The following is a 23,832-nucleotide window of genomic DNA, read 5'->3' as shown; positions in this document are numbered from 1 at the left end:
GCTCCTTCATCGGGTGGATGTTGCCGGGTCGGGCTCAGCGTGCCGCCAGCCACGGCGCCCCTGTTGCGAATCCGGAGCAACGGCCGGACACCCGGGCGAACGGTCGCCGGCGACGGATGGCGCCCGTCACGCCATGCGTACACATCCATCTTGATGAAGCGATATACTTGTCCGCACCTGCCGCCGCCGCCCGCGCCATGACCGCCATCAGCTTCGAGTTCTATCCACCCAAGACCGACGAACAGCGCAGCCAGCTCGACCGCGCCGCGGACAAGCTGAAGGACTACGGACCCGAGTACGTGTCATGCACCTTCGGCGCCGGTGGATCGACCCTGAGCTACACCTCCGAAACCGTGCGCCACCTCAACCAGCACCATGGCTTCGAAGCGGCCCCCCACCTGTCGTGCGTTGGCGGCACCCGCCAGGAAATCCGCGAACTGCTCAAGCTGTACCGCGCCATCGGCTGCAACCGCCTGGTCGCGTTGCGCGGCGACCTGCCCTCCGGCATGGGTTTCCCCGGCGACATGCGCTATGCCGCCGAACTGATCGCCTTCATCCGCGCCGAGCACGGCGACGCCTTCCGCATCGAGGTTGGCGCCTACCCGGAAACCCATCCGCAGGCCTCCGATGCATTGGCCGACCTGAAGCACTTCAAGGCCAAGATCGATGCCGGTGCCGATGCGGCGATCACCCAGTATTTCTACAACCCGGATGCGTACTTCCATTTCGTCGACGCGGTGCAGCGGCTCGGTGTGCAGGTACCGATCACGCCCGGCATCATGCCGATCGCCAACTTCAGCCAGTTGCGCCGCTTTTCCGAGCAGTGCGGCGCGGAGATCCCGCGCTGGATCAGCCGCAGGATGCAGGCCTATGGCGATGACGTGGATTCGGTGCGTGCATTCGGCACCGAGGTGGTGGCCAGGCTGTGCCAGCGCCTGATCGAGGGCGGCGCACCCGGCCTGCACTTCTACACCTTGAACCTGGCCAAGCCGACCACGTCGGTGTTGAAACTGCTGCAGCTGTGAAAGCACGCCGCGCGAAGCGGAACGGCGTTACCCTGCGCGGATGATCCGGCTCTCCTTCCTGCTGTTGCTGCTGTGGTCTGTCACCAGCGGCGCCCACGCGCAATCCACGCGCCTGAACCGCTGCACCGATGCACAGGGCCAGAGCGTGTATACCGACCGCCCCTGCGACAGTCTGGGTGCACAGTCACGGCTGCCGCCGCCTGCGCCCAGCGGCAGCACCCTGCAGCGCGACACCCTGGGTGCACGCTGCCCACGGCGATTGAGCGAGCTGGTGGAAGCGCTGCGTACCGGCATCCTCAACAACGACGTGAACCGGCTGTCCTCGCTGTACCTGTGGGGCGCGGTCTCCGACACTGGCGCGCAGCGCATCCTCGGCCAGCTGGAATCATTGGCGCGGCGGCCGCTGGTGGACGTGGTGCCGGTGTATCCGCGGCAGGAACAGGACGCTTCGCAGGCGCTGGAGCAGGGTGATCCAGTGCCAGGCTCCGAGACCGAACCGGCTGCCGCGCGGCATCCGGTCGGCCTGCGCCTGGAGCAGACGTTGCCCGGCAGCGTTGCACGGGCCTCCACGGTGCTGGGGCTTCGGCGACAGTACGGGTGTTTCTGGATCACGCTGTGATCGCAGGGGGTCATCCACGCAGGGCGTGGATCTGCTGCATCCGGTGAAGGGTCAGCGCCGCACGTTGCGGGAAACCGACCCTGTTCGCATCACGCCGGCCACAGCCCGCGGATGGCGGCGATGCCCTGCCCACCATGGCGGCGCGCTTCGGTGATGTGGCCGCTGCCCATGCCCCCCAGCGCGTAGATCGGCAGTGACACCTGCGCACGCAGCTCGGCGAAAGCATCCCAACCCAGCGGTGCGGCGTCGGGGTGGCTGGCGGTGGCCTGCACCGGGCCCAGCACCGCGAAGTCGCAGCCCAGCTGTTGTGCCGCCTGCAACTGCTGCAGGTCGTGGCAGGACGCCGCCACCAGCTGCCCCTCGGGCAACGGGCGCTGCGACAGCTGCTGCAGCTGTTCGCTGCCCAGATGCACGCCCACGCTCAGCGCGCGTGCCAGTTCGATATCGCGGTTGAGCAGCCACTGCACGCCGCTGCGACGATGCGCACGCATCACTTGCTCGACCATTGCCTGCCGCTGCGGGTGCGCCGGTGGCAGGCGCAGCTGGATGCGCTGCTGGCCCGCCGCCACCGCGCGCTGCAGCTGGTCATGCCACTGCTGCACGCTGCCGGCATCATCGGCCGGGGCCGGGGTGATCAGGTAGCTGTCAGGCTGGCGCAGGGCCGCCACCACCGGCAGGTCGGCCGGCGGCATCGAATAGCGGCCCAGCTTGTCCGGCGCCACCCAGGTGATCGCCTGGCCCTCGCGCCCGCGCGGCGTGCCCTTCCAGCTGCGCACATGGCGTACTTCCAGGGTCAGATGCTTGTCCGGATAGCGCTGCGGAACATCCATCAGCCACTCACCAACATCGGCCTCGATGCCCAGTTCCTCGCGCAGCTCGCGTACCAGCGCCTGTTCGGAGGTCTCGCCGGATTCGCGCTTGCCGCCGGGGAATTCCCACAGGCCGGCCATGTCACGGTTCTCGGTACGACGGTTGAGCAGCACGCGGCCACGGGCGTCGGTGATGACGGCGGCCACGACGTGGATCGATCGGGTGGGAGGAGCCATGCGCAGAGCATGCCCAGAACAGGGGGACCGGCGCAATCGCGGATCCACCCTGGATCACCCGCCGGAAATGAAAAGCCCCGCTTTCGCGGGGCTCTCCGGAGGTCAGCTCAGCTGGCCGTGGCAGTGCTTGTACTTCTTGCCACTGCCGCAGGGGCACGGGTCGTTGCGGCCGATCTTCGGCTCATCGCGCTGCAGCTGCGCGACGCCCTGGCGTTCGGCCTCCACCTGCGCCGCTTCCTCGTCGGCGCTGTAGCCGCCCGCGTCCTGGTGCTGGAACTGCGACTGGCTCAGGCGTGCCTGGGCCTGCTGGCGTTCTGCCGCTTCCAGCGCCTGCACTTCCTCGTCGCTGCGGATGCGCACGCGCGACAGCAGGGTCACCACTTCGCGCTTCACGTTCTCCAGCATGTCGGAGAACAGTTCGAAGGCTTCCTTCTTGTACTCCTGCTTCGGCTGCTTCTGCGCGTAACCACGCAGGTAGATGCCCTGGCGCAGGTAATCCATGCGTGCCAGGTGCTCCTTCCAGCTCTGGTCCAGCACGGTCAGCATCACGTGCTTCTCCAGCGCGCGCATGGTCTCTTCGCCCACGCCGGCTTCCTTCTCGGCGAAGTGCTGGTTGACGCGCTCCTGCACCTTGGCGGCGATGGCCTCGGCGTCCAGTTCCTCGTGATCCTTGACCAGGTCGGTCAGCGACATCTGCAGGCCGAAGTCCGACTCCAGGGTCGCTTCCAGGCCACGCAGGTCCCACTGCTCGTCGATCGAGTTCGGTGGCACGAAGCGGGCCACCACGTCGAAGATCACGTCGTCGCGGATGCCGTCGACGTTGGCCTTCACCGACTCGGCGTCCAGCAGCTCGTCGCGCTGCGCGTAGATCACCTTGCGCTGGTCGTTGTTGACGTCGTCGAAGTCCAGCAGGTTCTTGCGGATGTCGAAGTTGTGGGCCTCGACCTTGCGCTGCGCCTTCTCGATCTGGCGGCTGACCAGGCGGTCCTCGATGACGTCGTCTTCCTTCATGCCCATCATGCGCATGGCCTTCTGCACCCAGTCGGAGGCGAAGATGCGCATCAGGTTGTCTTCCAGCGACAGGTAGAAGCGGGACGAACCCGGGTCACCCTGTCGGCCCGAACGGCCACGCAGCTGGTTGTCGATACGGCGCGACTCATGGCGCTCGGTGCCGACGATGTGCAGGCCGCCGGCCGCCTTGACCGCCTCGTGGCGCTTCTGCCATTCGGCCTTGACCGCGGCCTTCTGCGCGTCGGTCGCGTCCTCGCCCAGCTCGTGGATTTCCGCTTCCAGCGAACCGCCCAGCACGATGTCGGTACCACGGCCGGCCATGTTGGTGGCGATGGTCACCGCCGCCGGACGACCGGCGTTGGCGACGATGGTCGCTTCGCGGTCATGCTGCTTGGCATTGAGCACTTCGTGCTGCACGCCGGCCTTGCGCAGGTGCTCGGACAGCATTTCCGAGGTTTCGATCGAGGTGGTACCCACCAGCACCGGCTGGCCACGCTTGGCGCACTCTTCGATGTCGGCCAGCACCGCGTTGAACTTGCCCTTGCGGTTGAGGAACACCTGGTCCGGGCTGTCCTTGCGGATGGTCGGGCGGTTGGTCGGGATCACCACCACTTCCAGGCCATAGATGCTCTGGAACTCGAACGCTTCGGTATCGGCCGTACCGGTCATGCCGGACAGCTTCTTGTACATGCGGAACAGGTTCTGGAAGGTGATGCTGGCCAGCGTCTGGTTCTCGCGCTGGACCGGCACGCCTTCCTTCGCTTCCACGGCCTGGTGCAGGCCATCGGACCAGCGGCGGCCGGACAGGGTACGCCCGGTGAATTCGTCGACGATGACCACTTCGCCATCGCGCACGATGTAGTCCACGTCACGCTGGTAGATCGCGTGCGCGCGCAGCGCGGCGTTGAGGTGGTGGACCACGGTCAGGTTCTGCGGGGCGTACAGGCCTTCGGTCTCGGCATTGAGGATGCCGGCGTCGACCAGCAGCTGCTCGGCGTGCTCCATGCCCGCTTCGGACAGGTGCACCTGCTTGCCCTTCTCGTCGACCCAGAAGTCGCCTTCGCCGTCTTCCACTTCCTGCTTGACCAGGTTGGGCACGACGCGGTTGACCCGGATGTACAGCTCCGGGGAATCGTCGGCCGGGCCGGAGATGATCAGCGGGGTACGTGCTTCGTCGATCAGGATCGAGTCGACTTCGTCGACGATGGCGTAGTGCAGGCCGCGCTGGTAGCGGTCGGCCTTGGACAGCGCCATGTTGTCGCGCAGGTAGTCGAAACCGAATTCGTTGTTGGTGCCGTAGGTGATGTCCGAGGCATAGGCTTCGCGCTTGTCGCTGTGCGGCATGCCCGGGTACACCACGCCCACGCTCAGGCCCAGCCAGTTGTACAGCTTGCCCATCTGCGCGGCATCGCGGCGGGCCAGGTAGTCGTTCACGGTGACCACGTGCACGCCCTTGCCTTCCAGCGCGTTGAGGTACACCGGCAGGGTCGCCACCAGGGTCTTGCCTTCACCGGTGCGCATTTCTGCGATCTTGCCCAGGTGAAGCACCATGCCGCCGATCAGCTGCACGTCGTAGTGGCGCATGCCCAGCACGCGGCGGCCGGCTTCGCGGCAGACCGCGAACGCTTCCGGCAGCACCTTGTCCAGGGCTTCGCCGCCGGCGATGCGCTGCTTGAACTCCGGCGTCTTGGCCTGAAGCTGCTCGTCGGAAAGCTTCTCGATCTCCGGCTCCAGCGCATTGATCTTGGCGACGATGCGGTTGAGCTGGCGCAGCTGTCGTTCGTTACGACTGCCAAATACGCGGGTAAGCAGGCTGTTGATCATTGAAGGAACCGGGTTGGATGGACACGACGCCCGGCCTCCCCCTTGGGATCCGTCCGCCGCAAACGAAACAGGGCGCCTGGCGCCCTGTCGATGGCAACACCCATTGTAGCTTGGGACGGCCGGCTGAGGTTTCAAGCGCCGATCCGGTCGTGATCGCCCCGGATTCGGCAAAGAATCACGGATGCGGGGTCGAATCCCTGTCGCCGTGGCGGAAGGGATCCGGCCCCATACCGGGGATCAGCCGCGGCTGATGCGGCCGACCGGCGTGTTGCCGCCGTCGCCCAGGAACTTGCGCGGGTTGACCACGTTGCCGTTCTCCCACACTTCGAAGTGCACATGGGCACCGGTCGAACGGCCGGTGGAACCGGCCTTGGCCACTTCCTGGCCGGCACGGACCAGGTCACCGGCCTTCACCACCAGGCGCGAATTGTGCGCGTAGCGGGTGACATAACCGTTGCCGTGATCGACGTCGACCACGTTGCCGTAGCCACCCTTCACGCCGGCAAAGCTGACCACGCCTTCGGCCACGGCCATCACCGGGTCGCCGACCCTGGCGTGGAAGTCCATGCCCTTGTGGGTGGCGGCACCGCGGCCGAACGGGTCGGCGCGGGTACCGAAGCCGGAGGTCACGTAGCTGTTGCGGATCGGCATGCGCGAGGGCACGGCGTTCTGCTGCAGCTGGTGATCGAACATCAGCGATTCCATCACCGACAACTGGCGGCCTGAAGCAGCGAAGCGCTGCTCCAGCACCTGTAAGTCGGCGTTGACGTCCTTGACCGGGATGTCGCTGGTCGGGCCGCCGGCATCGCCGTCACCGAGACCCGGGGTCTCGTTGAAGTCGAACTCGCCGTCTTCCAGCTTGCCCATCTGGGTCAGCCGTTCGCCAAGCGCGTTGAGGCGGGTGGCCTGCGCCTGCAGCTCGCCCAGGCGTGCCGCCAGCGCGTTGACCTGGGTCTGCGCATCGCGCTTGACCTTGGCCAGCTCCGCATCCTGGCGCTCGACCTTGGCCTGCAGCCGGGAATCATTCAGCGCGCTGGCGCCAATGCCGCCAGCAAGGCCGATAATGCAGCCTACCCCGAGCACGCTGCCCAGCAGGGCGCGGGGGCGGTCCTCGAAATAGAACCGCAAACGCGTGATCGGCGACGCCTTGGCCTGTCCTTCACGCGTTTTGATTACGATCTTTTTGAATGCCATCAGTGAGTTTTCATGTCTGAGCCGAAATCCAGCGTTCGCCCCGCGTCAGTGCCGAAACCGGCGCTGGATGCGGTGATGGCGGACAAAAGCGGGAACCCGCTGCGGCGTGCCTTGTGGCTCGACGCGCTGGACCGTCAGTTGCGCCCCCAGTTGCCGCCACCTCTGCGCAGCCGTTGCCGGCTGGCCAATGTGGACGGGGAACACCTCGTTTTTCTCGTCGAGTCCCCGGTCTGGCATGCCAAGGTGCGGCTTGCCGAAGCCCAGTTGCTCGACGCGGCCCGTTCCATCGGGCTGAAGGCCACCAGGGTGACCATCAAGACTGCGTCTCCCACTCCCACGCGCTCCCCAGCGCTCGACAACCGGAATGGACCCCACGCAGTTTCAGCCGCCACGCATAAAGGGCTACGCGACGCCTTGGCTTGCCTGCAGGACGTTCCTTCGAAGCCGAAGAAGCGGTCCTGACGACAACGGAGCATCCGGCTCCGCTCCCCGTCGCACGTGTCACCACGGCGTGAAACATTTCGGGGGCCGGGTCGCATCCTAGCTGCCATCCGGGGGGCTGTCGTTAGATTGTTGTTAAAACTACGTTAAATTCAGGCTTCCGATCCAACAGGTTCACAAAACCGTGACCTCGAACCGCGCTTGACGCACCGCAAGCACGCTGAATGCGCCGCAGCCGCCACGAACGACAACGCCGCCCTCTCAGGCGGCGTTTTTGTCTTCCAATTCAACAACCTGCGGCAATCAGGCGTAGGCCGGAGTGGCGTATTCCACCGGATCCGGGGTCGCCGGCGAGTCGAAGCTGACCCATTCCCAGGCCGTGGCGTCGGCCATCAGTGCGCGCACCAGCTTGTTGTTGAGTGCGTGGCCGGACTTGAAGCCCTCGTAGGCCCCCAGCACCTGGCCACCGGCCAGATAGAGGTCGCCGATCGCGTCGAGGATCTTGTGGCGCACGAACTCGTCGGCGTAGCGCAGGCCGTCTTCGTTGAGCACGCGGAACTCGTCCAGCACGATGGCGTTGTCCATCGAACCGCCCAGGCCCAGGTTGCGCTCGCGCATGTATTCCAGGTCGCGCATGAAGCCGAAGGTGCGCGCGCGGGAGATTTCCTTGGTGTAGGCCAGCGTCGAGAACTCGATTTCCTGGCGCGACTGCTTGGCCGGGATCATCGGGTGGTCGAACTGAATGGTGAAGCCCAGCTTGTACCCCTCGTACGGGGTGAAGCGGGCCACCTTGTCGCCCTCGGTCACTTCCACGGTCTTCAGTACGCGGATGAAGCGCTTGGGCGCATCCTGTTCCACGATGCCCGCCGACTGCAGCAGGAACACGAACGGGCCGGCCGAACCGTCCATGATCGGCAGCTCGGCCGAGGACAGTTCGACGATGATGTTGTCCACACCCAGCCCGGCCAATGCCGACATCAGGTGTTCGACGGTCTGGATCTTGGCGTCGTTGCAGGTCAGGCCGGTGCACAGGGTCACTTCGGTGACCAGTTCGGCCTTGGCCGGCACTTCCACCACCGGGTCCAGGTCCACGCGGCGGAACACGATGCCATGGTTGACCGGTGCCGGGCGCAGGGTCATGTAGACCTTGTCACCGCTGTGCAGGCCAACGCCAGTGGCGCGGATCGTGTTCTTGAGGGTGCGTTGCTGGATCATGGGGGATGGACCGGAAGTGACACATTAGATTAACACGCACGCTCCCCTACCCTGGCTGAAAGGCCGGCAGGACACACCGGCACGCCAGTAGGACGGGCGTGAAGCAGGGCGGCCGGGCCCATCCTGGCCCGGCGCCCGCGTTTTCAGGACATGGTGGCGCAACCCGGGGAGGACAAGCCCCGGGCTACCCCGCTCAGTCCGCCTGGCGGCGCAGGAAGGCCGGGATGTCCAGGTAATCGTTCGGCAGTTCCGCCGCTGCCGGGGCCGAAGCGGCCGGCGCCGACGGGGTGGAGGCCGCTGCGGTATCGCTGCTGGCACGACGCAGGCCCAGGCCCATGCCGCCGACGGCCTTGGACACGGCGTCGCCGCCGTTGTCGAAGTCGCCGAACTCCGGCTGGCCGGTGGTCGCGTTGCGCACCAGCTTGATCGGCGCACGCTCGCCCGGACGCTGGGTCTTGCTGGCCGAGACGCGGTTCAGGCCGGTGGCGACCACGGTCACGCGCACTTCGTCCTGCATGTCCGGATCGAGCACGGTGCCGACCACCACGGTGGCGTCTTCGGAAGCGAAGCCATCGATGGTGCGGCCGATCTCGTCGAACTCGGCCATGGTGAAGTCGGCGCCGGCGGTGATGTTGACCAGGATGCCGTTGGCACCGGCCAGGTTCACGTCGTCCAGCAGCGGGTTCTGGATCGCCGATTCGGCAGCGGCCTGCGCGCGGTCATCGCCGCGGGCGGTGCCGGTACCCATCATCGCCAGGCCCATTTCGGACATGACGGTGCGCACGTCGGCGAAGTCGACGTTGATCAGGCCCGGACGCACGATCAGGTCGGCGATGCCCTGCACGGCGCCCTGCAGCACGTCGTTGGCGGCACGGAAGGCCTGGATCATGGTCGCGTTGCGACCCAGCACGGTGATCAGCTTTTCGTTGGGGATGGTGATCAGCGAGTCGCAGTGCTGGCTCAGCTCTTCGATGCCCTTCAGCGCCACCTGCATGCGGCGACGGCCTTCGAACGGGAACGGCTTGGTGACCACGGCTACGGTCAGGATGCCCATTTCCTTGGCCAGCTGTGCCACCACCGGCGCAGCGCCGGTGCCGGTGCCGCCGCCCATGCCGGCGGTGATGAACACCATGTCCGCACCCTGCAGCGCGTCCATGATGCGCTCACGGTCTTCCAGCGCGGCCTGGCGGCCGACTTCCGGGTTCGCGCCTGCGCCCAGGCCCTTGGTCACGTTGGTACCCAGCTGCAGCTGCAGCTTGGCACCGCAATTCTTGATGGCCTGCGAGTCGGTGTTGGCGGTGATGAATTCCACGCCATCCACTGCCGAGTTGACCATGTGCGCCACGGCATTGCCGCCGCCGCCGCCCACGCCAACCACCTTGATCACCGCATTGGGTGCCATCTTTTCGATCAGTTCAAAATGCGCCATGTCCGTGTCCTCGTTGTATCCGCTTCGGCTGGCATGGGCATTCGGGCGTCCTGCCCTCCTGCTGCATGCCGGCGTTGCGGCTGTGTGGGTTGTGTGTTGCCGGTGTTGCCGTCTATTGCAGGTGCTGCGACCGGGCGATGCCCGGGTATTGCAGGTTCCGCGTCAGAACTCGCCGCGGAACCAGGTCTTGAGTTTCTTGAACATGCTTCCGGCGCGGCCGGTCGGCAGCGACGGACGCCGCGGATGCTCGATCTGGCTGCCCATCAGCAGCAGGCCCACGCCGGTGGCATGCACCGGGTTGCCGACCACTTCGCCAAGCCCGGTGACGTGCTGCGGAATGCCCACGCGCACCGGCATCTGCAGCATTTCCTCGGCCAGCTCGACCACGCCTTCCATCTTCGAAGCACCGCCGGTCAGCACCATGCCGGCGCGCACCAGTTCCTCGAAGCCGGAGCGGCGCAGTTCGGCCTGCACCATCTCGAAGATTTCCTCGTAGCGGCCCTGCACCGCCTGCGCCAGCGAATGGCGGGGCATGCGGCGCGGCGGGCGGTCGCCCACCGACGGCACCTGGATGCTTTCCTCGGCGGTGGCCAGCTGGGCCAGGGCGCAGGCGTAGCGCACCTTGATCTGCTCGGCTTCCGGGGTCGGCGTGCGCAGCATGTGCGCGATGTCGTTGGTCACGTGGTCGCCGGCGATCGGCAGCGAGGCGGTGTGGCAGATCGCGCCCTGCACGAACACTGCGATGTCGGTGGTGCCGGCGCCCATGTCGACCAGCACCACGCCGAGCTCGCGCTCATCGGCGGTCAGCACCGCCACGCTGGAGGCCAGCGAGGACAGCACCAGGTCGTCCACCTGCAGGCCGCAGCGCTGCACGCACTTGCTGATGTTGGCCGCGGCCGACTGCGCGCACACCACCAGGTGGGCGTGCACTTCCAGGCGCACGCCGGTCATGCCGACCGGGTTGCGGATCCCTTCCTGCGAATCGTCCAGCACGTACTCGCGCGGAATCGCATGCAGGATCTTCTGGTCGGCCGGGATCGCCACCGCCTTGGCCGCGTCCAGCACGCGATCCAGGTCGCCCCAGGTCACTTCACCGTCGCGGATCGGCACGATGCCGGGCGAGTTCTTGCACTGCACGTGGTTGCCGGAGATCGAGGCGTACACCGAGCGGATCTCGCAGCCGGCCATCAGCTCGGCTTCTTCCACCGCGCGCTGGATCGACTGCACGGTCGATTCGATATCCACCACCACGCCGCGCTTGAGCCCGCGCGACTCGTGCGAGCCGATGCCGATCACTTCGATCGGGTTGCCCGGCGAATACTCGCCCACCAGCGCCACCACCTTGGAGGTGCCGATGTCCAGGCCAACGATCAGCGATTTGTCACCCTTGCGATTCATGTCCTTTCCTGCGTCCTGCTGGCCGGGGTCGCCGGCGTTTTCGCCGGCGTGGCCGGGGTACCCCAGCTCAGCGTGAAACCATTGGTGTAACGGAGGTCGGCGCGCTCGATCGGCGCGTCCTGGCGGTTCAACTGCGGCAGCACCTTGACGAAGCGCTGCATGCGCGAGCGCGCGTCGTCACGGCCGACCACCACTTCGGTGCCGTTGCTCAGCACCAGCGACCAGCTGCCACGCGCATCCATCGTCACCCGGCGCACATCGACGCCGGCCGGTGCGAACAATGCACGCGAGTCGCTGTACAGCTTCATCACTTCTTCGGTCTGGCTGTCCGGGCCGTCCAGTTCGGGCAGCGCCAGGTCGGCCAGCTTCTTCGGCGTGGGGAACAACTTGCCCTGCTCGGAGACCAGGCGGTCGTTGCCCCAGCGCGCGAACGGCTTGTGCTCGACCAGGGTCACTTCCAGCACATCCGGCCACTGCTTGCGCACCTGCGCGCTTTCCACCCACGGCAGTTTTTCCAGGGCGTCCTGCGCGTCCTGCAGCTTGACCGCGAAGAAACCGGCGTGCGCATACGGCAGCAGCACCTGCTGCAGCTGTTCGGCCGGCACCCGCTTGAACTCACCGTGCACGCGCAGCTTCGCCAGCGGCCAGCGCTCGGCGCCGACCCAGCCATTGACCACGGCCACCACCGGCAGTGCAACCACCGACAGCGCCAACAGCCAGACGAAGATGCGCAGCACCGCGTTCATGCGTGCGGGGCCTCCAGGGTCTGTTCCAGCACGCGCCACACCAGTTCCTCGAAACCGATGCCGGCCTGTGCGGCCGCCTTGGGCACCAGCGAGTGGCTGGTCATGCCCGGTGCGGTGTTCACTTCCAGCAGGAAGAAGCGGCCGCTGGTGCGGTCGCGCATCACGTCCACGCGACCCCAGCCGCGGCAGCCCGCGGCACGGAATGCAGCCAGCGCGATGCGGCGGATCTCGTCTTCGTCAGCACCATCCAGGCCCGGGCACAGGTACTGGGTGTCCTCGGCGATGTACTTGGCGTTGTAGTCGTACCACTGGCCCTTGGGCACGATGCGGATCGACGGCAGCGCCACGTCGCCGAGGATGGCCACGGTCAGCTCGTCGCCAACCACCATCTGTTCCATCAGCAGCTGGCCGTCATAGCGCGCGGCCAGGGCCACCGCCTCGTCCAGGCCGGCGTCGTCGGTGACCCGGCTGATGCCCACGCTGGAGCCTTCGTTGGCCGGCTTGACCACCACCGGCAGGCCCAGTTCGGCGGCATTGGCATGCACGTCCTCGGCCGTGACCTTGCGGTACCGCGGGGTCGGCAGGCCCAGCGACAGCCACACCTGCTTGGTGCGGATCTTGTCCATGCTCAGCGCCGAACCCAGCACGTTCGAGCCGGTGTACGGCACGCCGAAGGCGTCCATCAGGCCCTGCACGATGCCATCCTCACCGCCACCGTTGTGGCCGTGCAGGATGTTGAACACGCGGTCGACACCGCCGGCGGCCAGCACCTTGGCCAGCGCCGGGATGCCGTCCACGGCGAACGCATCGATGCCGCGCGCCTGCAGCGCTTCCAGCACGTTGCGGCCGGAGTCCAGCGACACCTCGCGTTCGCTGGAACTGCCGCCGAGCAGCACGGCGACGCGGCCGAACACGGCCGGGTCGGTCACGCGCAGCGGCGGGAATGTCAGCGTGCTCACGCCTCGCCCTCCGCCTTGAACCCTTCCACCGCGATGTGGCTGGCCACGGCGCCGATGTCGCCGGCCCCCATCATCAGCAGCAGGTCACCGTCCTGCAGCACGTCCGGCAGCACGCTGGCCAGTTCGGCCGCCTTGCCCACCACCACCGGCTCGCTGCGGCCGCGCGCACGGATGGCACGCGCCAGCGCATGCGAATCCGCGCCAGCAATCGGCTCTTCGCCAGCCGGGTACACCTCGCTCAGTACCAGCGCGTCGACGCTGGACAGCACCGCGGCGAACTTGTCGAACTGGTCGCGGGTACGGCTGTAGCGGTGCGGCTGGAAGGCCACCACCAGGCGCTTGTCGGCCCAGCCACCGCGGGCGGCGGCGAACACCGCTTCCAGCTCGCTCGGGTGATGGCCGTAGTCGTCGATGATGCGCACCTTGGCACCGCTGGCGGTGGTCACTTCGCCCAGATCGTTGAAGCGACGGCCGACACCGGCGAAGCCTTCCAGCGCGCGTGCGATGGCGTCCGGCGCCACGCCCAGCTGCCAGCCCACTGCCGCGGCGGCCAGTGCGTTCAGCACGTTGTGCCTGCCCGGCAGCGCCAGCACCACTTCCTGGCTGGTGCCCTGCGGCAGGCGCAGGGTGAAGCGCATGCGCGACCCTTCCTGCACCACGTTCTCGGCGCGCACGTCGGCCTGCGGGCTCATGCCGTAGCTCATCACGTGGCGCGGGGTCTTGGCGGCCAGTGCAGCCACTTCCGGGTCATCGATGCACAGCACCGCCAGGCCGTAGAACGGCAGGCGCTGCAGGAACTCGGCGAACGCCGCCTGCACGCGGGCGAAATCGTTGCCGTAGTTCTCCAGATGATCGGCATCAATGTTGGTGATGATCGACATCAGCGGGTTCAGGCGCAGGAAGCTGCCATCGCTTTCGTCGGCCTCGGCCACCAGCCACTGGCCACCACCCAGCTTGGCGTTGGCACCGGCGGCCAGCAACTGGCCACCGATCACGAAGGTCGGGTCCAGGCCACCTTCGCTCAATACTGCAGCGGTCAGGCTGGTGGTGGTGGTCTTGCCATGGGTACCGGCCACCGCGATGCCGCGGCGGAAGCGCATCAGCTCGGCCAGCATCGCCGCACGCGGCATGATCGGAATGCGCTGGCTGCGCGCTTCCATCAGTTCCGGGTTGTCCTCGCGGATCGCGCTGGACACCACCACGCAGTCGGTGCCCAGCACGTTGGCCGCCGAGTGGCCGCGCATGATGCGCGCACCCAGGCCGGCCAGGCGGCGGGTCGCGCCGTTGTCGGCGTTGTCCGAGCCGGACACTTCATAGCCCAGCGTCAGCATCACTTCGGCGATACCGCTCATGCCGGTGCCGCCGATGCCGACGAAATGCACGCGCGGGAACGCGCGCACCAGGTCGTTGGTGTCGTGCAGGCGACGGATCATGCGCGGCCTCGCGCAGGGCAGGCGCGGTGGCATGCCTTCTTCATACAGCTTCCTCAAGAATGATATCGGCGATGCGCTCGGCGGCATCGACCTTGGCCAGGGCACGCGCGGCTTGCGCCATCTGCATGCGGCGGGCGGGATTTTCGGACAGATCGCGCAGCAGTGCGGCAATGCCGTCGGCCAGCGTTCCGTCCTGCTTCAGCAAAACCGCCGCGCCGCGCTCGACCAGGTACTCCGCATTGCGGGTCTGGTGATCGTCGACGGCGGCGGGGAATGGCACCAGCACGCTGCCGACACCGACCGCGCACAGCTCGGCCAGGGTCGACGCGCCGGCGCGGCACACGACCAGATCGGCCCAGGCGAACGCTTCGGCCATGTCGGCGATGAACGGGGTGATTTCAGCCTGCACGCCGGCCTTGGCATACGCCTCGACCGCCTCGGCATGCATCTTCTCGCCACTCTGGTGGCGCACCTGCACCGGCAGGTCCGCGTCCAGCGCGGCAATCGCCTGCGGCACACCGGTGTTGAGTGCACGTGCGCCCTGGCTGCCACCGACCACCAGCACGCGCAGCGGACCGTGGCGGTCGGCGAAGCGCTGTTCGGGCGGTGCGATGGCGGCAATCTCCGCACGCACCGGGTTGCCGACGAACTCCTCGCGCCGGGCGAAGGTGCCCGGGAAGCCGGTCAGCAGGCGGCGCGCATAGCGCGACAGGATGCGGTTGGTCAGGCCCGGTGCGCGGTTCTGCTCATGCACGATCAGCGGCAGGCCGTGCAGGCGCGTGGCCATGCCGCCGGGGCCGGAGGCGAAGCCACCGAAGGCCACCACCGCGCGCGGCTGGCGCTTGCGGATGATCATGCCGGCCGCGCGCAGCGCGCGCATCAGCCGCCACGGCGCGGCCAGCAGGGCCAGCTTGCCCTTGCCGCGCAGGCCAGTGATCGCCAGCGTGTCGATCGCGATGTCGTGCTGCGGCACCAGGCGGGTTTCCATCGCACCGTCGGCGCCCATCCAGGTGACCGGCACGCCGCGCTCGTGCAGCACGCGTGCCACGGCCAGGCCGGGGAAGATGTGACCGCCGGTACCGCCGGCCAGGATCATCACCGGGCGTGCAGCGTCGTGGGCTGCGCTCATGACAGCCTCCCGAAGGTCGGTTCGACGCGCGACTGCAGGCGGCTGGTGCCACGCGCGGCGTTCGGCGCAGCGGCAGCCACCGGCTCGGCGCTCATCGGCACGCCGGCAGCCACCGGTGCAGCCGGCTCGTCCATCGGCTCGGCAGCGGCGTCTTCGGCGCCACCGATACGCACCGCCTGGCGGCGCTCGGCGCGCTTGAGTTCATAGGACACGCGCAGCAGCAGGCCCATCGCCACGCAGGTCATCAGCACCGACGAACCGCCGGAAGAGATCAGCGGCAGGGTCAGGCCCTTGGTCGGCAGGATGCCCAGGTTCACGCCGATCGAGACGAAGGTCTGCATGCTGATCCACAGGCCGATGCCGAAGGCGATGTAGCCGGAGAAGTGGCGCTTCATTTCCACGCAGCGCATGCCCAGCCAGAAGGTGCGGCCGACCAGCAGCGCGTACAGGGCCACGATCACGCAGGTGCCCAGGAAGCCGAATTCCTCGGCGGTGACCGAGAAGATGAAGTCGGTGTGCGCTTCGGGCAGGTAGTACAGCTTCTGCACCGAATTGCCCAGGCCGACGCCGGTCCACTCGCCACGGCCGACCGCCATCAGCGCGTTGGACAGCTGATAGCCGTCACCCTGCTGGTCGGCCCACGGGTCCAGGAAGGAGGTGATGCGGCGCATGCGGTACGGCTCGATGATCGCCAGCGCGCTCATGCCGACCAGGCCGATGATCACCGGCATCGACATGCGCGGCATGTTGACCCCGCCCAGCACCAGCATGCCGGCGGTGATCGCCAGCAGCAGGGTCGAGGAACCGAAGTCCGGCTGCAGCAGCAGCAGCACCACCAGCGCACCGGCCACGCCCAGCGGCTTGAGCATCGCCGGCCAGGTCGCGTTGACCTCGTCGCGGAAGCGCACCAGGTAGCTGGACAGCCAGACGATGTAGAGGACCTTCACCGCTTCCACTGTCTGGAACTTGGAGATGCCCAGGTTGATCCAGCGGCGCGCGCCGTTGACCGTGCTGCCCAGGCCCGGCGTGAACACCGCCAGCAGCAGCACGAAGCAACCCAGCAGCAGCATCTGGTTGTACTGCTCGATCGACTTCAGCTCGGTGCGCGCGGCAATCACCGCCAGCACGATGCCGACCGCCAGGAAGATCAGGTGGCGGTTGAGGTAGTAGAACGGGCTGCTCATCAAGGCGATCGAGCTGGACGCCACCATCACCACGCCCACACCGGTGAGCGCGATGATCGCGCCCAGCAGCCACTTGTCGTAGCTGCCTTCGATGGCTTCAAGGCGTGTTGCCTGGCGGGACAGGTCGTTCATCTCAGCGCACCTTCAACGTGGCCAGGCCGATCAGTACGAGCACAACGGAGATGATCCAGAAACGCACGATCACGCGCGGCTCGGGCCAGCCCTTCAGTTCGAAGTGGTGGTGGATCGGCGCCATGCGGAACACGCGCTTGCCGGTCAGCTTGAACGAGGCGACCTGGATCATCACCGACAGCGTTTCGATCACGAACACGCCGCCCATGATCACCAGCACCAGTTCCTGGCGGGTGATCACTGCGATCGTGCCCAGCACCGCGCCCAGCGCCAGCGCGCCGATGTCGCCCATGAAGACCATGGCCGGATAGGTGTTGAACCACAGGAAGCCCAGGCCCGCGCCAGCGATGGCCGCGCAGATGATGACCAGCTCACCGGCGCCCGGAATCTGCGGGATCTGCAGGTAGTTGGCGAACACCACGTTGCCCGAGGCATAGGCGAACACACCCAGCGCGCAGGCCACCAGCACGGTCGGCATGATCGCCAGGCCGTCCAGGCCATCGGTCAGGTTCACCGCGTTGGAGAAGCCGACGATCCAGAAGTAGGCGATGGCCACGAAGCCGATGCCGGCCAGCGGCAGCGCCACCGACTTGAACATCGGGATGTAGAAGGTCAGCGCGGCCGGCACGTCGGCCGTATAGAACAGGAACAGGCCCGCAGCCAGGCCGAAGATCGACTGCAGCAGGTACTTCCAGCGCGACTTCAGGCCGTTCGGGTCGCGACGGACGATCTTGATCCAGTCGTCATACCAGCCGATGGCGCCGAAGCACAGCATCACTGCCAGCACCAGCCACACGTAGCGGTTGCGCAGATCGGCCCACATCAGCACCGACAGGGTGATGGTGAGCAGGATCAGCGAACCGCCCATGGTCGGCGTGCCGGCCTTGGAGAAATGGGTCTGCGGACCGTCCTTGCGGATCGGCTGGCCGCCCTTGAACTGGGCAAGCTTGCGGATCATCGCCGGGCCGAGCCACAGCGACAGGAACAGGGCCGTCAGCGCGGCAAGGATGGCGCGGAACGTCTGGTAGTTGAACAGCCCGAACAGGCTCTCCAACTGCTGCAACCATCGAGCCAGTTCATACAACATGCGGGGATTCCTCTCCTTGCGCCAGCAGCGCTTTGACAATCGTGTCCATGGCGCTGCCACGGGAACCCTTGACCAGGCAGCGCACGCCCGCGTGCAGCTCGTCCTTCAGCGCCTGCGACAGCGCGTCATGGGTGGTGAAATGACGGCCACCGTCGCCGAAGGCGGCGGCAGCGGCGGCGCTGAGCGGACCCAGCGCGTACAGGCGCTTGAGGCCGGAGGCACGTGCGCGCAGGCCGGCCTGCGCATGCAGCGCCTCGGCATCCGGACCCAGCTCGCGCATGTCGCCCAGCACCAGCCAGCCCTCTTCCGGGGCTGCGGCCAGCGCATCGATGGCGGCGGCCAGAGAACCGGGGTTGGCGTTGTAGCTGTCGTCCACCAGCACCGCGCCATTGCGCAGCTGATGGGCGATCTGGCGGCCCGGCACCGGCTGCGCCTCGGCCAGTCCGGCAGCGATCAGCGCCAGATCCACACCGGCAGCCAGCGCCAGGCTGGCCGCGGCCAGCGCGTTGCTGACGTTGTGGCGGCCCGGCAGGCCCAGCACCACGCGGGCTTCGCCCATCGGCGAAACCAGGGTGAACTGGCTGCCCTGGGCACCGGCACGGATGTCGCGCGCGGTGATGTCGGCGGTGTGCTCCAGGCCGTAGCGCAGCACGCGGCAGCGCGCCGGCGTGCCGACGAAATGCTGTTCGAACCAGCGGCCGTAGGCATCGTCGACGTTGATCACCGCTACGCCATCGGCCGGCAGCGCCGCGTAGATCGCGCCCTTGGTGACGGCTACGCCGAGCAGGCTGCCCATCCTTTCCAGATGGGCCGGTGCGATGTTGTTGACCAGAGCGTAGCGCGGGCGGGCGATATCGGTCAGGTAGGCGATGTCGCCCGGCTTGCCGGCGCCCATCTCGTAGACGGCGTAGTCGGCATCTTCCGGCGCGTCGATCACCGCCAGCGGCAGGCCGATCTCGTTGTTGCGGTTGCCCGGGTTGGCGTAGACCACTTTATGCGCGTGCTGCGCCACCTGCTGCAGGATCGACAGCAGCAGGCTCTTCACGCTGGTCTTGCCATTGCTGCCGGTAATCGCGAACACCTCGGTCTCGCGGTCCCGCTGCATGCCGGTGGCGATCTTCGCCAGCGCCAGCTCGCTGTCGGCCACCAGCACCTGCGGCAGCTCGATCGGCAGCAGCCGCTCGACCAGCAGGGCACTGGCGCCGCGCGCCTGCGCATCGGTGGCGAAATCATGACCATCGAAACGCTCGCCGCGCAGTGCCACGTACAGGCTGCCCGGGCCGAGGCTGCGGGTGTCATTGCTGACCGCATCGATGGCCACGTCGTCGCCGTGGATCTCGCCGCCGGCCCAGTGTGCGATCAGCGAAAGCAGGGTGCGCTTCATGCGATGCCCTCCCCGGCCTGCGCGGCCAACACGCCGGCCTTGGCAGCCAATGCAGCCGCAGCCACTTCGGTGTCGTCGAAGTCATGGCGTACGCCATTGACCTCCTGGTAGGGCTCGTGGCCCTTGCCGGCGATCAGGATGATGTCGCCGGCACCGGCACGCTTCACCGCCAGGCCGATCGCACGCGCGCGGCTGCGCTGCACGGTCACGGCATCGGCATTCTGGAAGCCGGCCAGGATGTCGGCCACGATCACGTCGCCGTCCTCGCCACGCGGGTTGTCGTCGGTGACGATGACCTGGTTGGCCAGGCGCTCGGCAATGGCGGCCATCTGCGGGCGCTTGCCGGTATCGCGCTCGCCACCGCAGCCGAACACGCAGAACAGCGCGCCATGCAGGTGGCCGTGCAGGCTGTCCAGCGCCTGTTCCAGTGCGTCCGGCGTGTGCGCGTAATCGACCACCACGGTCGGCAGGCCGTCTTCGCCGCCGAGGCGGTTCATGCGGCCACGGATCGGCTGCAGCGCCGACAGCACCTCGGCGATGCGCGGCAGCGGCTGGCCCTGCGCATGCAGGGTGCCGGCCACGGCCAGCAGGTTGTCCACGTTGAAGCGGCCCAGCAGCGGCGACTGCACGGCGGCACGCTGGCCGTCGATGACCAGTTCGAAGGCGATGCCACGGCCGTCCAGCTGCAGCGCTTCGGCGCGCACGCTGGCGTCGGTGGCACCGCGCGAGCTCAGGCCGATCGGCTGCACGCCCGCCGGCAGACCAGCGAACAGCTGGCGACCGAACGCATCATCCAGGTTGACCACCGCGGCCTTCAGGCCCGGGCGATGGAACAGCCGCGCCTTGGCCGCGCCATAGCTGGCCATGTCGCCGTGGTAGTCCAGATGGTCACGGGTGAGGTTGGTGAACACCGCCACGTCATAGTGCACGGCATCCACGCGGCCCTGGTCCAGCGCATGCGAGCTGACTTCCATCGCCACCGCACGTGCACCGGCATCGCGCAGCTGCGCCAGCAGCGCATGCATCTGCAGCACCAGCGGCGTGGTGAAGCCGGTCGGTTCGACCGCACCATAAAGTCCGGCCCCCAGCGTGCCGATACTGCCACTGGGTGTACCGAGCAGGTGCCAGGCCTGGGCCAGCAGCTGCACGGTGGAGGTCTTGCCGTTGGTGCCGGTCACGCCGACCATCGCCATCGCCCGCGACGGCGCGCCATGGAACTGGTCGGCCATCGCACCCATGCGCGCGCGCAGGCCCGGCACGGCGATCGCATCGGCCGGGGCCGGCAGCTCGGCAGGCGCCGGCGGTTCAAACAGGATGGCGCTGGCACCGGCCGCGCGGGCCTGCTCGACAAAGCCCAGGCCATGCGCGCCGAACCCGGCGATGGCAACGAAGGCATTACCGGGGCGCACGGCGCGGCTGTCCAGCACCAGGCCGGTCAGAACGGGGTCATGGCCCGCCAGGGCCACGTCCGGAAGCAACTGCGAAAGCAACATCGAAGGACTCATTGCGTGCCTCCCGTAGCGGGCGGCGTCTGGGCATGCGCGCTCGGCAGCGCAGCATCGAATTCAGCGGCGGCATCCACCGGCAGTGCGGCTTCGGCCGGCGGCGCAGGCAGGATCGAAGCCGAATGGCCGACCTTGCCGGACTGCTGGGCCGCCAGCCACGACTGCAGGTCGTCCAGCGGCACGTCCATCAGGCGCAGGGTGCCTTCCATCACGTTGTGATAGACCGGTGCCGACACCAGGCCGCCGTAGAACTTGCCGGCCTGCGGGTCGTTGATGACGATGACGGTGGCGAAACGCGGGTTGGTGGCCGGCACCACGCCGGCGAACAGCGCGTTGTAGTGACCGCGCTCGTAGCCGCCGGGGCCGGCCTTGCGCGCGGTACCGGTCTTGCCGGCCACGCGGTAGCCCAGCACCGCCGCCTGCTTGGCGCCGCCCTGGGTCACCACCGTTTCCATCATCGCCACCACCTGCTTGGCGACGTTCTCGTCGATGATCTGCTGGCCTTCGTTGCGCTGGCCCTTGACGAAGGTCGGCGCGATCAGGCGACCGCCGTTGGCCAGCGCCGAGTAGGCCGTGGCGATCTGCAGCGGGGTGACGTTCAGGCCGTAGCCGTAGGACATGGTGGTCTTGGTGGTGCCCGACCAGCGCGCCGGGCGCAGCACCACGCCGCCGGATTCACCCGGGAAACCGCTGTGCGGCACCGAGCCGTAACCGAAGCGGCGCACGCCGTCGTAGAACACCTGGTCCGGCATCTTCGCCGCGACCTTGGCCGCACCCACGTTCGAACTGCGGGTGATCACGCCGGTCACGTTCAGCACGCCGTTGTTGCGCGGCACGTCGCGGATGGTGAAGCGGCCCAGGGTCATGTAACCCGGGTTGGTATCAATGATGGTGTCCTTGGTCACCGCACCGGCCTGCAGCGCGGTGGCGATGGTCAGCGGCTTCATCGTCGAACCCGGCTCGACCAGGTCGGTCACCGCACGGTTGCGGCGCGCATCGGGCAGCGCGCCGGTCAGCGAATTCGGGTTGTAGGTCGGCAGGTTGACCATGGCCAGGATCTCGCCGGTGGTCACGTCCATGATCACCATCGAACCGCCGGCCGCCTTGTTGGCCACCAGCGCGTTGCGCAGTTCCTTGAAGGCCAGGTACTGGATGCGGCGGTCGATGCTGAGGGTCAGGTCCTTGCCCGGTTCGGCGGCGCGCAGCAGATCGCTTTCGACGGTCTCGCCCTTGCGGTTGCGGATCACCCGCTTGGCGCCGGCCTTGCCGCGCAGCCATTCGTCGAACGCCAGCTCCAGGCCTTCCTGGCCGCGGTCGTCGATGTTGGTGAAGCCCAGCACGTGCGCCATCGCCTCACCCTGCGGGTAGAAGCGGCGGAACTCGCGCTGCGCGGCCACACCCGGAATCTTCAGCGCGACCACCTTCTCTGCCTCGTCCGGATTGATCCGGCGGCGCAGGTACATGAATTCCTTGTCCGACTTCTGCGACAGGCGGCTGCTCAGCTCATCCACCGACATGCCGACCGCCTGGGCCAGCTCGGGGATGCGCTCGGGCGAACGCAGCAGGTCCTGCGGGTTGACCCAGATCGAGGCAACCGGCGTGGACACTGCCAGCGGCTCGCCGTTGCGGTCAGTGATCATGCCGCGCGAGGTCTTGATCGGCAGCTCGCGCAGGTAACGGGCCTCGCCCTGGCGCTGGTAGAAGTCGCTGTTGATGATCTGCACGTAGGCGGCACGACCGACCAGCGACACCGAGCACAGGCCCAGCGCCAGCGCGACCCAGCGCAGGCGCTGGCGCAGGTTGAAGGCGTTGCGCGGGCGGTTGCGGCCGGTCTTGCTCATGGCCGCACCACCACGATGTCGGCAGCCTCGGGGAACTTCATGCCGAGCTTTTCGCGGGCGATGCGATCGACACGGTTGGCTTCGGCCAGCGTGGCCTGTTCCAGCTGCAGGCGGCCGAACTCCAGGTTGATGTCATCGCGCTTGCGCTCGGCGCGCGACAGCTCGATGAACGTCTGCCGGTGACGGTGACGCACGAACACGACGCCGATCGCCGAGGCCACGGTCGAGGCCAACAGGATGATCAGCAGCAGCCGGCTCATGCATCGGCCTCCCGCTTCTGGGCCACGCGCAGCACGGCGCTGCGGGCACGCGGGTTGGCCGCCAGCTCTTCGTCGGTGGCCTTGATGGCGCCGCCGATCAGATCCAGGGTGGGCACGAACACCTCCGCCTCGGGCAGGCGGCGGTTGGCCGGCGGCGCCTTGGCCAGGCGGTTCATGTACTGCTTGACGATGCGGTCTTCCAGCGAATGGAAGCTGATGATCGCCAGGCGACCACCGGGCTTGAGCCGTTCCACTGCCGCATCGAGCCCGGCTTCCAGATCGGCCAGCTCGCGGTTGATGTGGATGCGGATGGCCTGGAAGCTGCGCGTGGCCGGGTGGATCTTGTCCTTGCCACGCGGCATCACCGAGGCGATCAGCTCGGCCAGTTCGGCGGTGCGGGTGAACGGCTGCTTCTCGCGGCGGGCCACGATGGCACGCGCGATGCGGCGGCTCTGGCGCTCTTCGCCGTAGGTCCACAGCACATCGGCGATCTCGCGGTCTTCGACGCGGTTGATCCACTGCGCGGCGCTTTCGCCGCTGTCCGGGTCCATGCGCATGTCCAGCGGGCCGTCCTTGCCGAAGCTGAAACCACGCTCGGCCACGTCCAGCTGCGGCGACGACACGCCCAGGTCGAACAGCACGCCGTCCAGGCCGTCGGCCGTCGCATCCCACTGCAGCAGCTGGGCGAAGCTGCCGCGGAAGATGGACACGCGCGGGTCCGGCGCGAAATCGCGCTCGGCAACGGCGATGGCTTCCGGATCCTTGTCCATGACCAGCAGGCGCCCCTCGGGACCCAACTGGGTAAGCACGCCACGTGCATGACCGCCACGACCGAACGTGCCATCCAGATAACGTCCGTTTTCGATCACCCTCAGGCCTTCAAGGACCTGGGTGTACAGGACCGGCAGGTGCACCGCCGGCGACTGCGACACCGGAAGGTGACCGGTCTGCGCTTCTGGGCGCATCCGGG

The 23,832-nt window shown here is 67.6% G+C and carries 19 protein-coding genes and 1 pseudogene; 3 read left to right on the top strand and 17 right to left on the bottom strand.

Annotated features, from left to right (window positions below):
• Positions 1-197 precede the first annotated feature (197 nt).
• Both metF and N440_RS01115 read left to right on the top strand, forming a co-directional pair.
• Entirely contained in the window at positions 198-1,025 is an 828-nt protein-coding gene (gene metF / locus N440_RS01120) for a methylenetetrahydrofolate reductase [NAD(P)H] (RefSeq protein WP_133935950.1), read from the top strand.
• 40 nt (positions 1,026-1,065) lie between these two features.
• A complete protein-coding gene (locus tag N440_RS01115) occupies positions 1,066-1,644 on the top strand; it encodes a DUF4124 domain-containing protein (RefSeq protein WP_133933829.1) in 579 nt (192 codons plus the stop codon).
• 89 nt (positions 1,645-1,733) lie between these two features.
• Here N440_RS01115 and N440_RS01110 read toward each other — a convergent pair whose 3' ends face one another.
• The 3 genes from N440_RS01110 to N440_RS01100 all read right to left on the bottom strand — a co-directional run bounded on the left by N440_RS01110 (position 1,734) and on the right by N440_RS01100 (position 6,719).
• A complete protein-coding gene (locus N440_RS01110; RefSeq protein ID WP_133933828.1) occupies positions 1,734-2,690 on the bottom strand; it encodes a Nudix family hydrolase in 957 nt (318 codons plus the stop codon).
• 102 nt (positions 2,691-2,792) lie between these two features.
• A complete protein-coding gene (secA, locus tag N440_RS01105; protein ID WP_053448803.1) occupies positions 2,793-5,525 on the bottom strand; it encodes a preprotein translocase subunit SecA in 2,733 nt (910 codons plus the stop codon).
• A gap of 237 nt (positions 5,526-5,762) precedes the next feature.
• Positions 5,763-6,719 carry a M23 family metallopeptidase gene (locus N440_RS01100; RefSeq protein ID WP_004154230.1) on the bottom strand — a complete coding sequence of 319 codons (957 nt, stop codon included), beginning with the start codon at positions 6,717-6,719 and terminating at the stop codon, positions 5,763-5,765.
• Positions 6,720-6,731: 12 nt separating this feature from the next.
• Between N440_RS01100 and N440_RS01095 the strand changes: the two genes are divergently transcribed.
• On the top strand, positions 6,732-7,181 hold the full coding sequence (locus tag N440_RS01095; protein WP_004154229.1) for a DUF721 domain-containing protein: 450 nt from the start codon (positions 6,732-6,734) through the stop codon (positions 7,179-7,181).
• Between the two features lie 282 nt (positions 7,182-7,463).
• Here N440_RS01095 and lpxC read toward each other — a convergent pair whose 3' ends face one another.
• The 14 genes and pseudogenes from lpxC to rsmH all read right to left on the bottom strand — a co-directional run bounded on the left by lpxC (position 7,464) and on the right by rsmH (position 23,827).
• Positions 7,464-8,375, bottom strand: a complete 912-nt coding sequence (lpxC, locus tag N440_RS01090; protein WP_004143722.1) for a UDP-3-O-acyl-N-acetylglucosamine deacetylase — start codon at positions 8,373-8,375, stop codon at positions 7,464-7,466.
• 193 nt (positions 8,376-8,568) lie between these two features.
• Positions 8,569-9,804 carry a cell division protein FtsZ gene (gene ftsZ / locus N440_RS01085; RefSeq protein WP_040008912.1) on the bottom strand — a complete coding sequence of 412 codons (1,236 nt, stop codon included), beginning with the start codon at positions 9,802-9,804 and terminating at the stop codon, positions 8,569-8,571.
• A 162-nt stretch (positions 9,805-9,966) separates the two neighbouring features.
• Positions 9,967-11,202, bottom strand: a complete 1,236-nt coding sequence (ftsA, locus tag N440_RS01080) for a cell division protein FtsA (RefSeq protein WP_005408083.1) — start codon at positions 11,200-11,202, stop codon at positions 9,967-9,969.
• Positions 11,203-11,273: 71 nt separating this feature from the next.
• Positions 11,274-11,948: pseudogene (locus N440_RS01075) on the bottom strand (cell division protein FtsQ/DivIB); the annotation flags it as partial.
• Positions 11,945-12,907 carry a D-alanine--D-alanine ligase gene (locus N440_RS01070; protein WP_133933827.1) on the bottom strand — a complete coding sequence of 321 codons (963 nt, stop codon included), beginning with the start codon at positions 12,905-12,907 and terminating at the stop codon, positions 11,945-11,947. The pseudogene N440_RS01075 and the gene N440_RS01070, both read right to left, overlap by 4 nt.
• Positions 12,904-14,340: a UDP-N-acetylmuramate--L-alanine ligase gene (gene murC / locus N440_RS01065; protein ID WP_053510455.1), complete on the bottom strand. Its 1,437-nt coding sequence runs from the start codon at positions 14,338-14,340 to the stop codon at positions 12,904-12,906. The genes N440_RS01070 and murC overlap by 4 nt, the downstream gene beginning before the upstream one ends.
• A gap of 40 nt (positions 14,341-14,380) precedes the next feature.
• The gene (murG, locus tag N440_RS01060; protein ID WP_133933826.1) at positions 14,381-15,469 is read right to left on the bottom strand and encodes an undecaprenyldiphospho-muramoylpentapeptide beta-N-acetylglucosaminyltransferase; all 1,089 of its coding nucleotides are present in this window, start codon (positions 15,467-15,469) and stop codon (positions 14,381-14,383) included.
• Complete coding sequence (ftsW, locus tag N440_RS01055) at positions 15,466-16,785, bottom strand: putative lipid II flippase FtsW (protein WP_133933825.1); 1,320 nt, start codon at positions 16,783-16,785, stop codon at positions 15,466-15,468. The genes murG and ftsW overlap by 4 nt, the downstream gene beginning before the upstream one ends.
• Position 16,786: 1 nt before the next feature.
• Complete coding sequence (gene mraY / locus N440_RS01050; protein ID WP_004154219.1) at positions 16,787-17,872, bottom strand: phospho-N-acetylmuramoyl-pentapeptide-transferase; 1,086 nt, start codon at positions 17,870-17,872, stop codon at positions 16,787-16,789.
• Entirely contained in the window at positions 17,862-19,256 is a 1,395-nt protein-coding gene (gene murF, locus N440_RS01045; protein ID WP_133933824.1) for a UDP-N-acetylmuramoyl-tripeptide--D-alanyl-D-alanine ligase, read from the bottom strand. Before murF ends, mraY begins: the two co-directional genes overlap by 11 nt.
• The gene (locus N440_RS01040) at positions 19,253-20,761 is read right to left on the bottom strand and encodes a UDP-N-acetylmuramoyl-L-alanyl-D-glutamate--2,6-diaminopimelate ligase (protein WP_053510459.1); all 1,509 of its coding nucleotides are present in this window, start codon (positions 20,759-20,761) and stop codon (positions 19,253-19,255) included. Before N440_RS01040 ends, murF begins: the two co-directional genes overlap by 4 nt.
• Entirely contained in the window at positions 20,758-22,602 is a 1,845-nt protein-coding gene (locus tag N440_RS01035; protein WP_004154216.1) for a penicillin-binding transpeptidase domain-containing protein, read from the bottom strand. Before N440_RS01035 ends, N440_RS01040 begins: the two co-directional genes overlap by 4 nt.
• Positions 22,599-22,862 carry a cell division protein FtsL gene (ftsL, locus tag N440_RS01030; protein WP_005412242.1) on the bottom strand — a complete coding sequence of 88 codons (264 nt, stop codon included), beginning with the start codon at positions 22,860-22,862 and terminating at the stop codon, positions 22,599-22,601. The genes N440_RS01035 and ftsL overlap by 4 nt, the downstream gene beginning before the upstream one ends.
• Positions 22,859-23,827 (bottom strand): 16S rRNA (cytosine(1402)-N(4))-methyltransferase RsmH, encoded by a 969-nt coding sequence (gene rsmH, locus N440_RS01025; RefSeq protein WP_004154215.1) that lies wholly within the window; start codon positions 23,825-23,827, stop codon positions 22,859-22,861. The genes ftsL and rsmH overlap by 4 nt, the downstream gene beginning before the upstream one ends.
• Between the last annotated feature and the right edge of the window lie 5 nt (positions 23,828-23,832).

Source organism: Stenotrophomonas sp. CC22-02 (genome assembly GCF_004365115.1).
In the GTDB taxonomy this organism is placed as follows: domain Bacteria; phylum Pseudomonadota; class Gammaproteobacteria; order Xanthomonadales; family Xanthomonadaceae; genus Stenotrophomonas; species Stenotrophomonas forensis.
The sequence above is the reverse complement of the archived record's forward strand: the minus strand, read 5'-3'. Positions and strand labels throughout refer to the sequence as shown.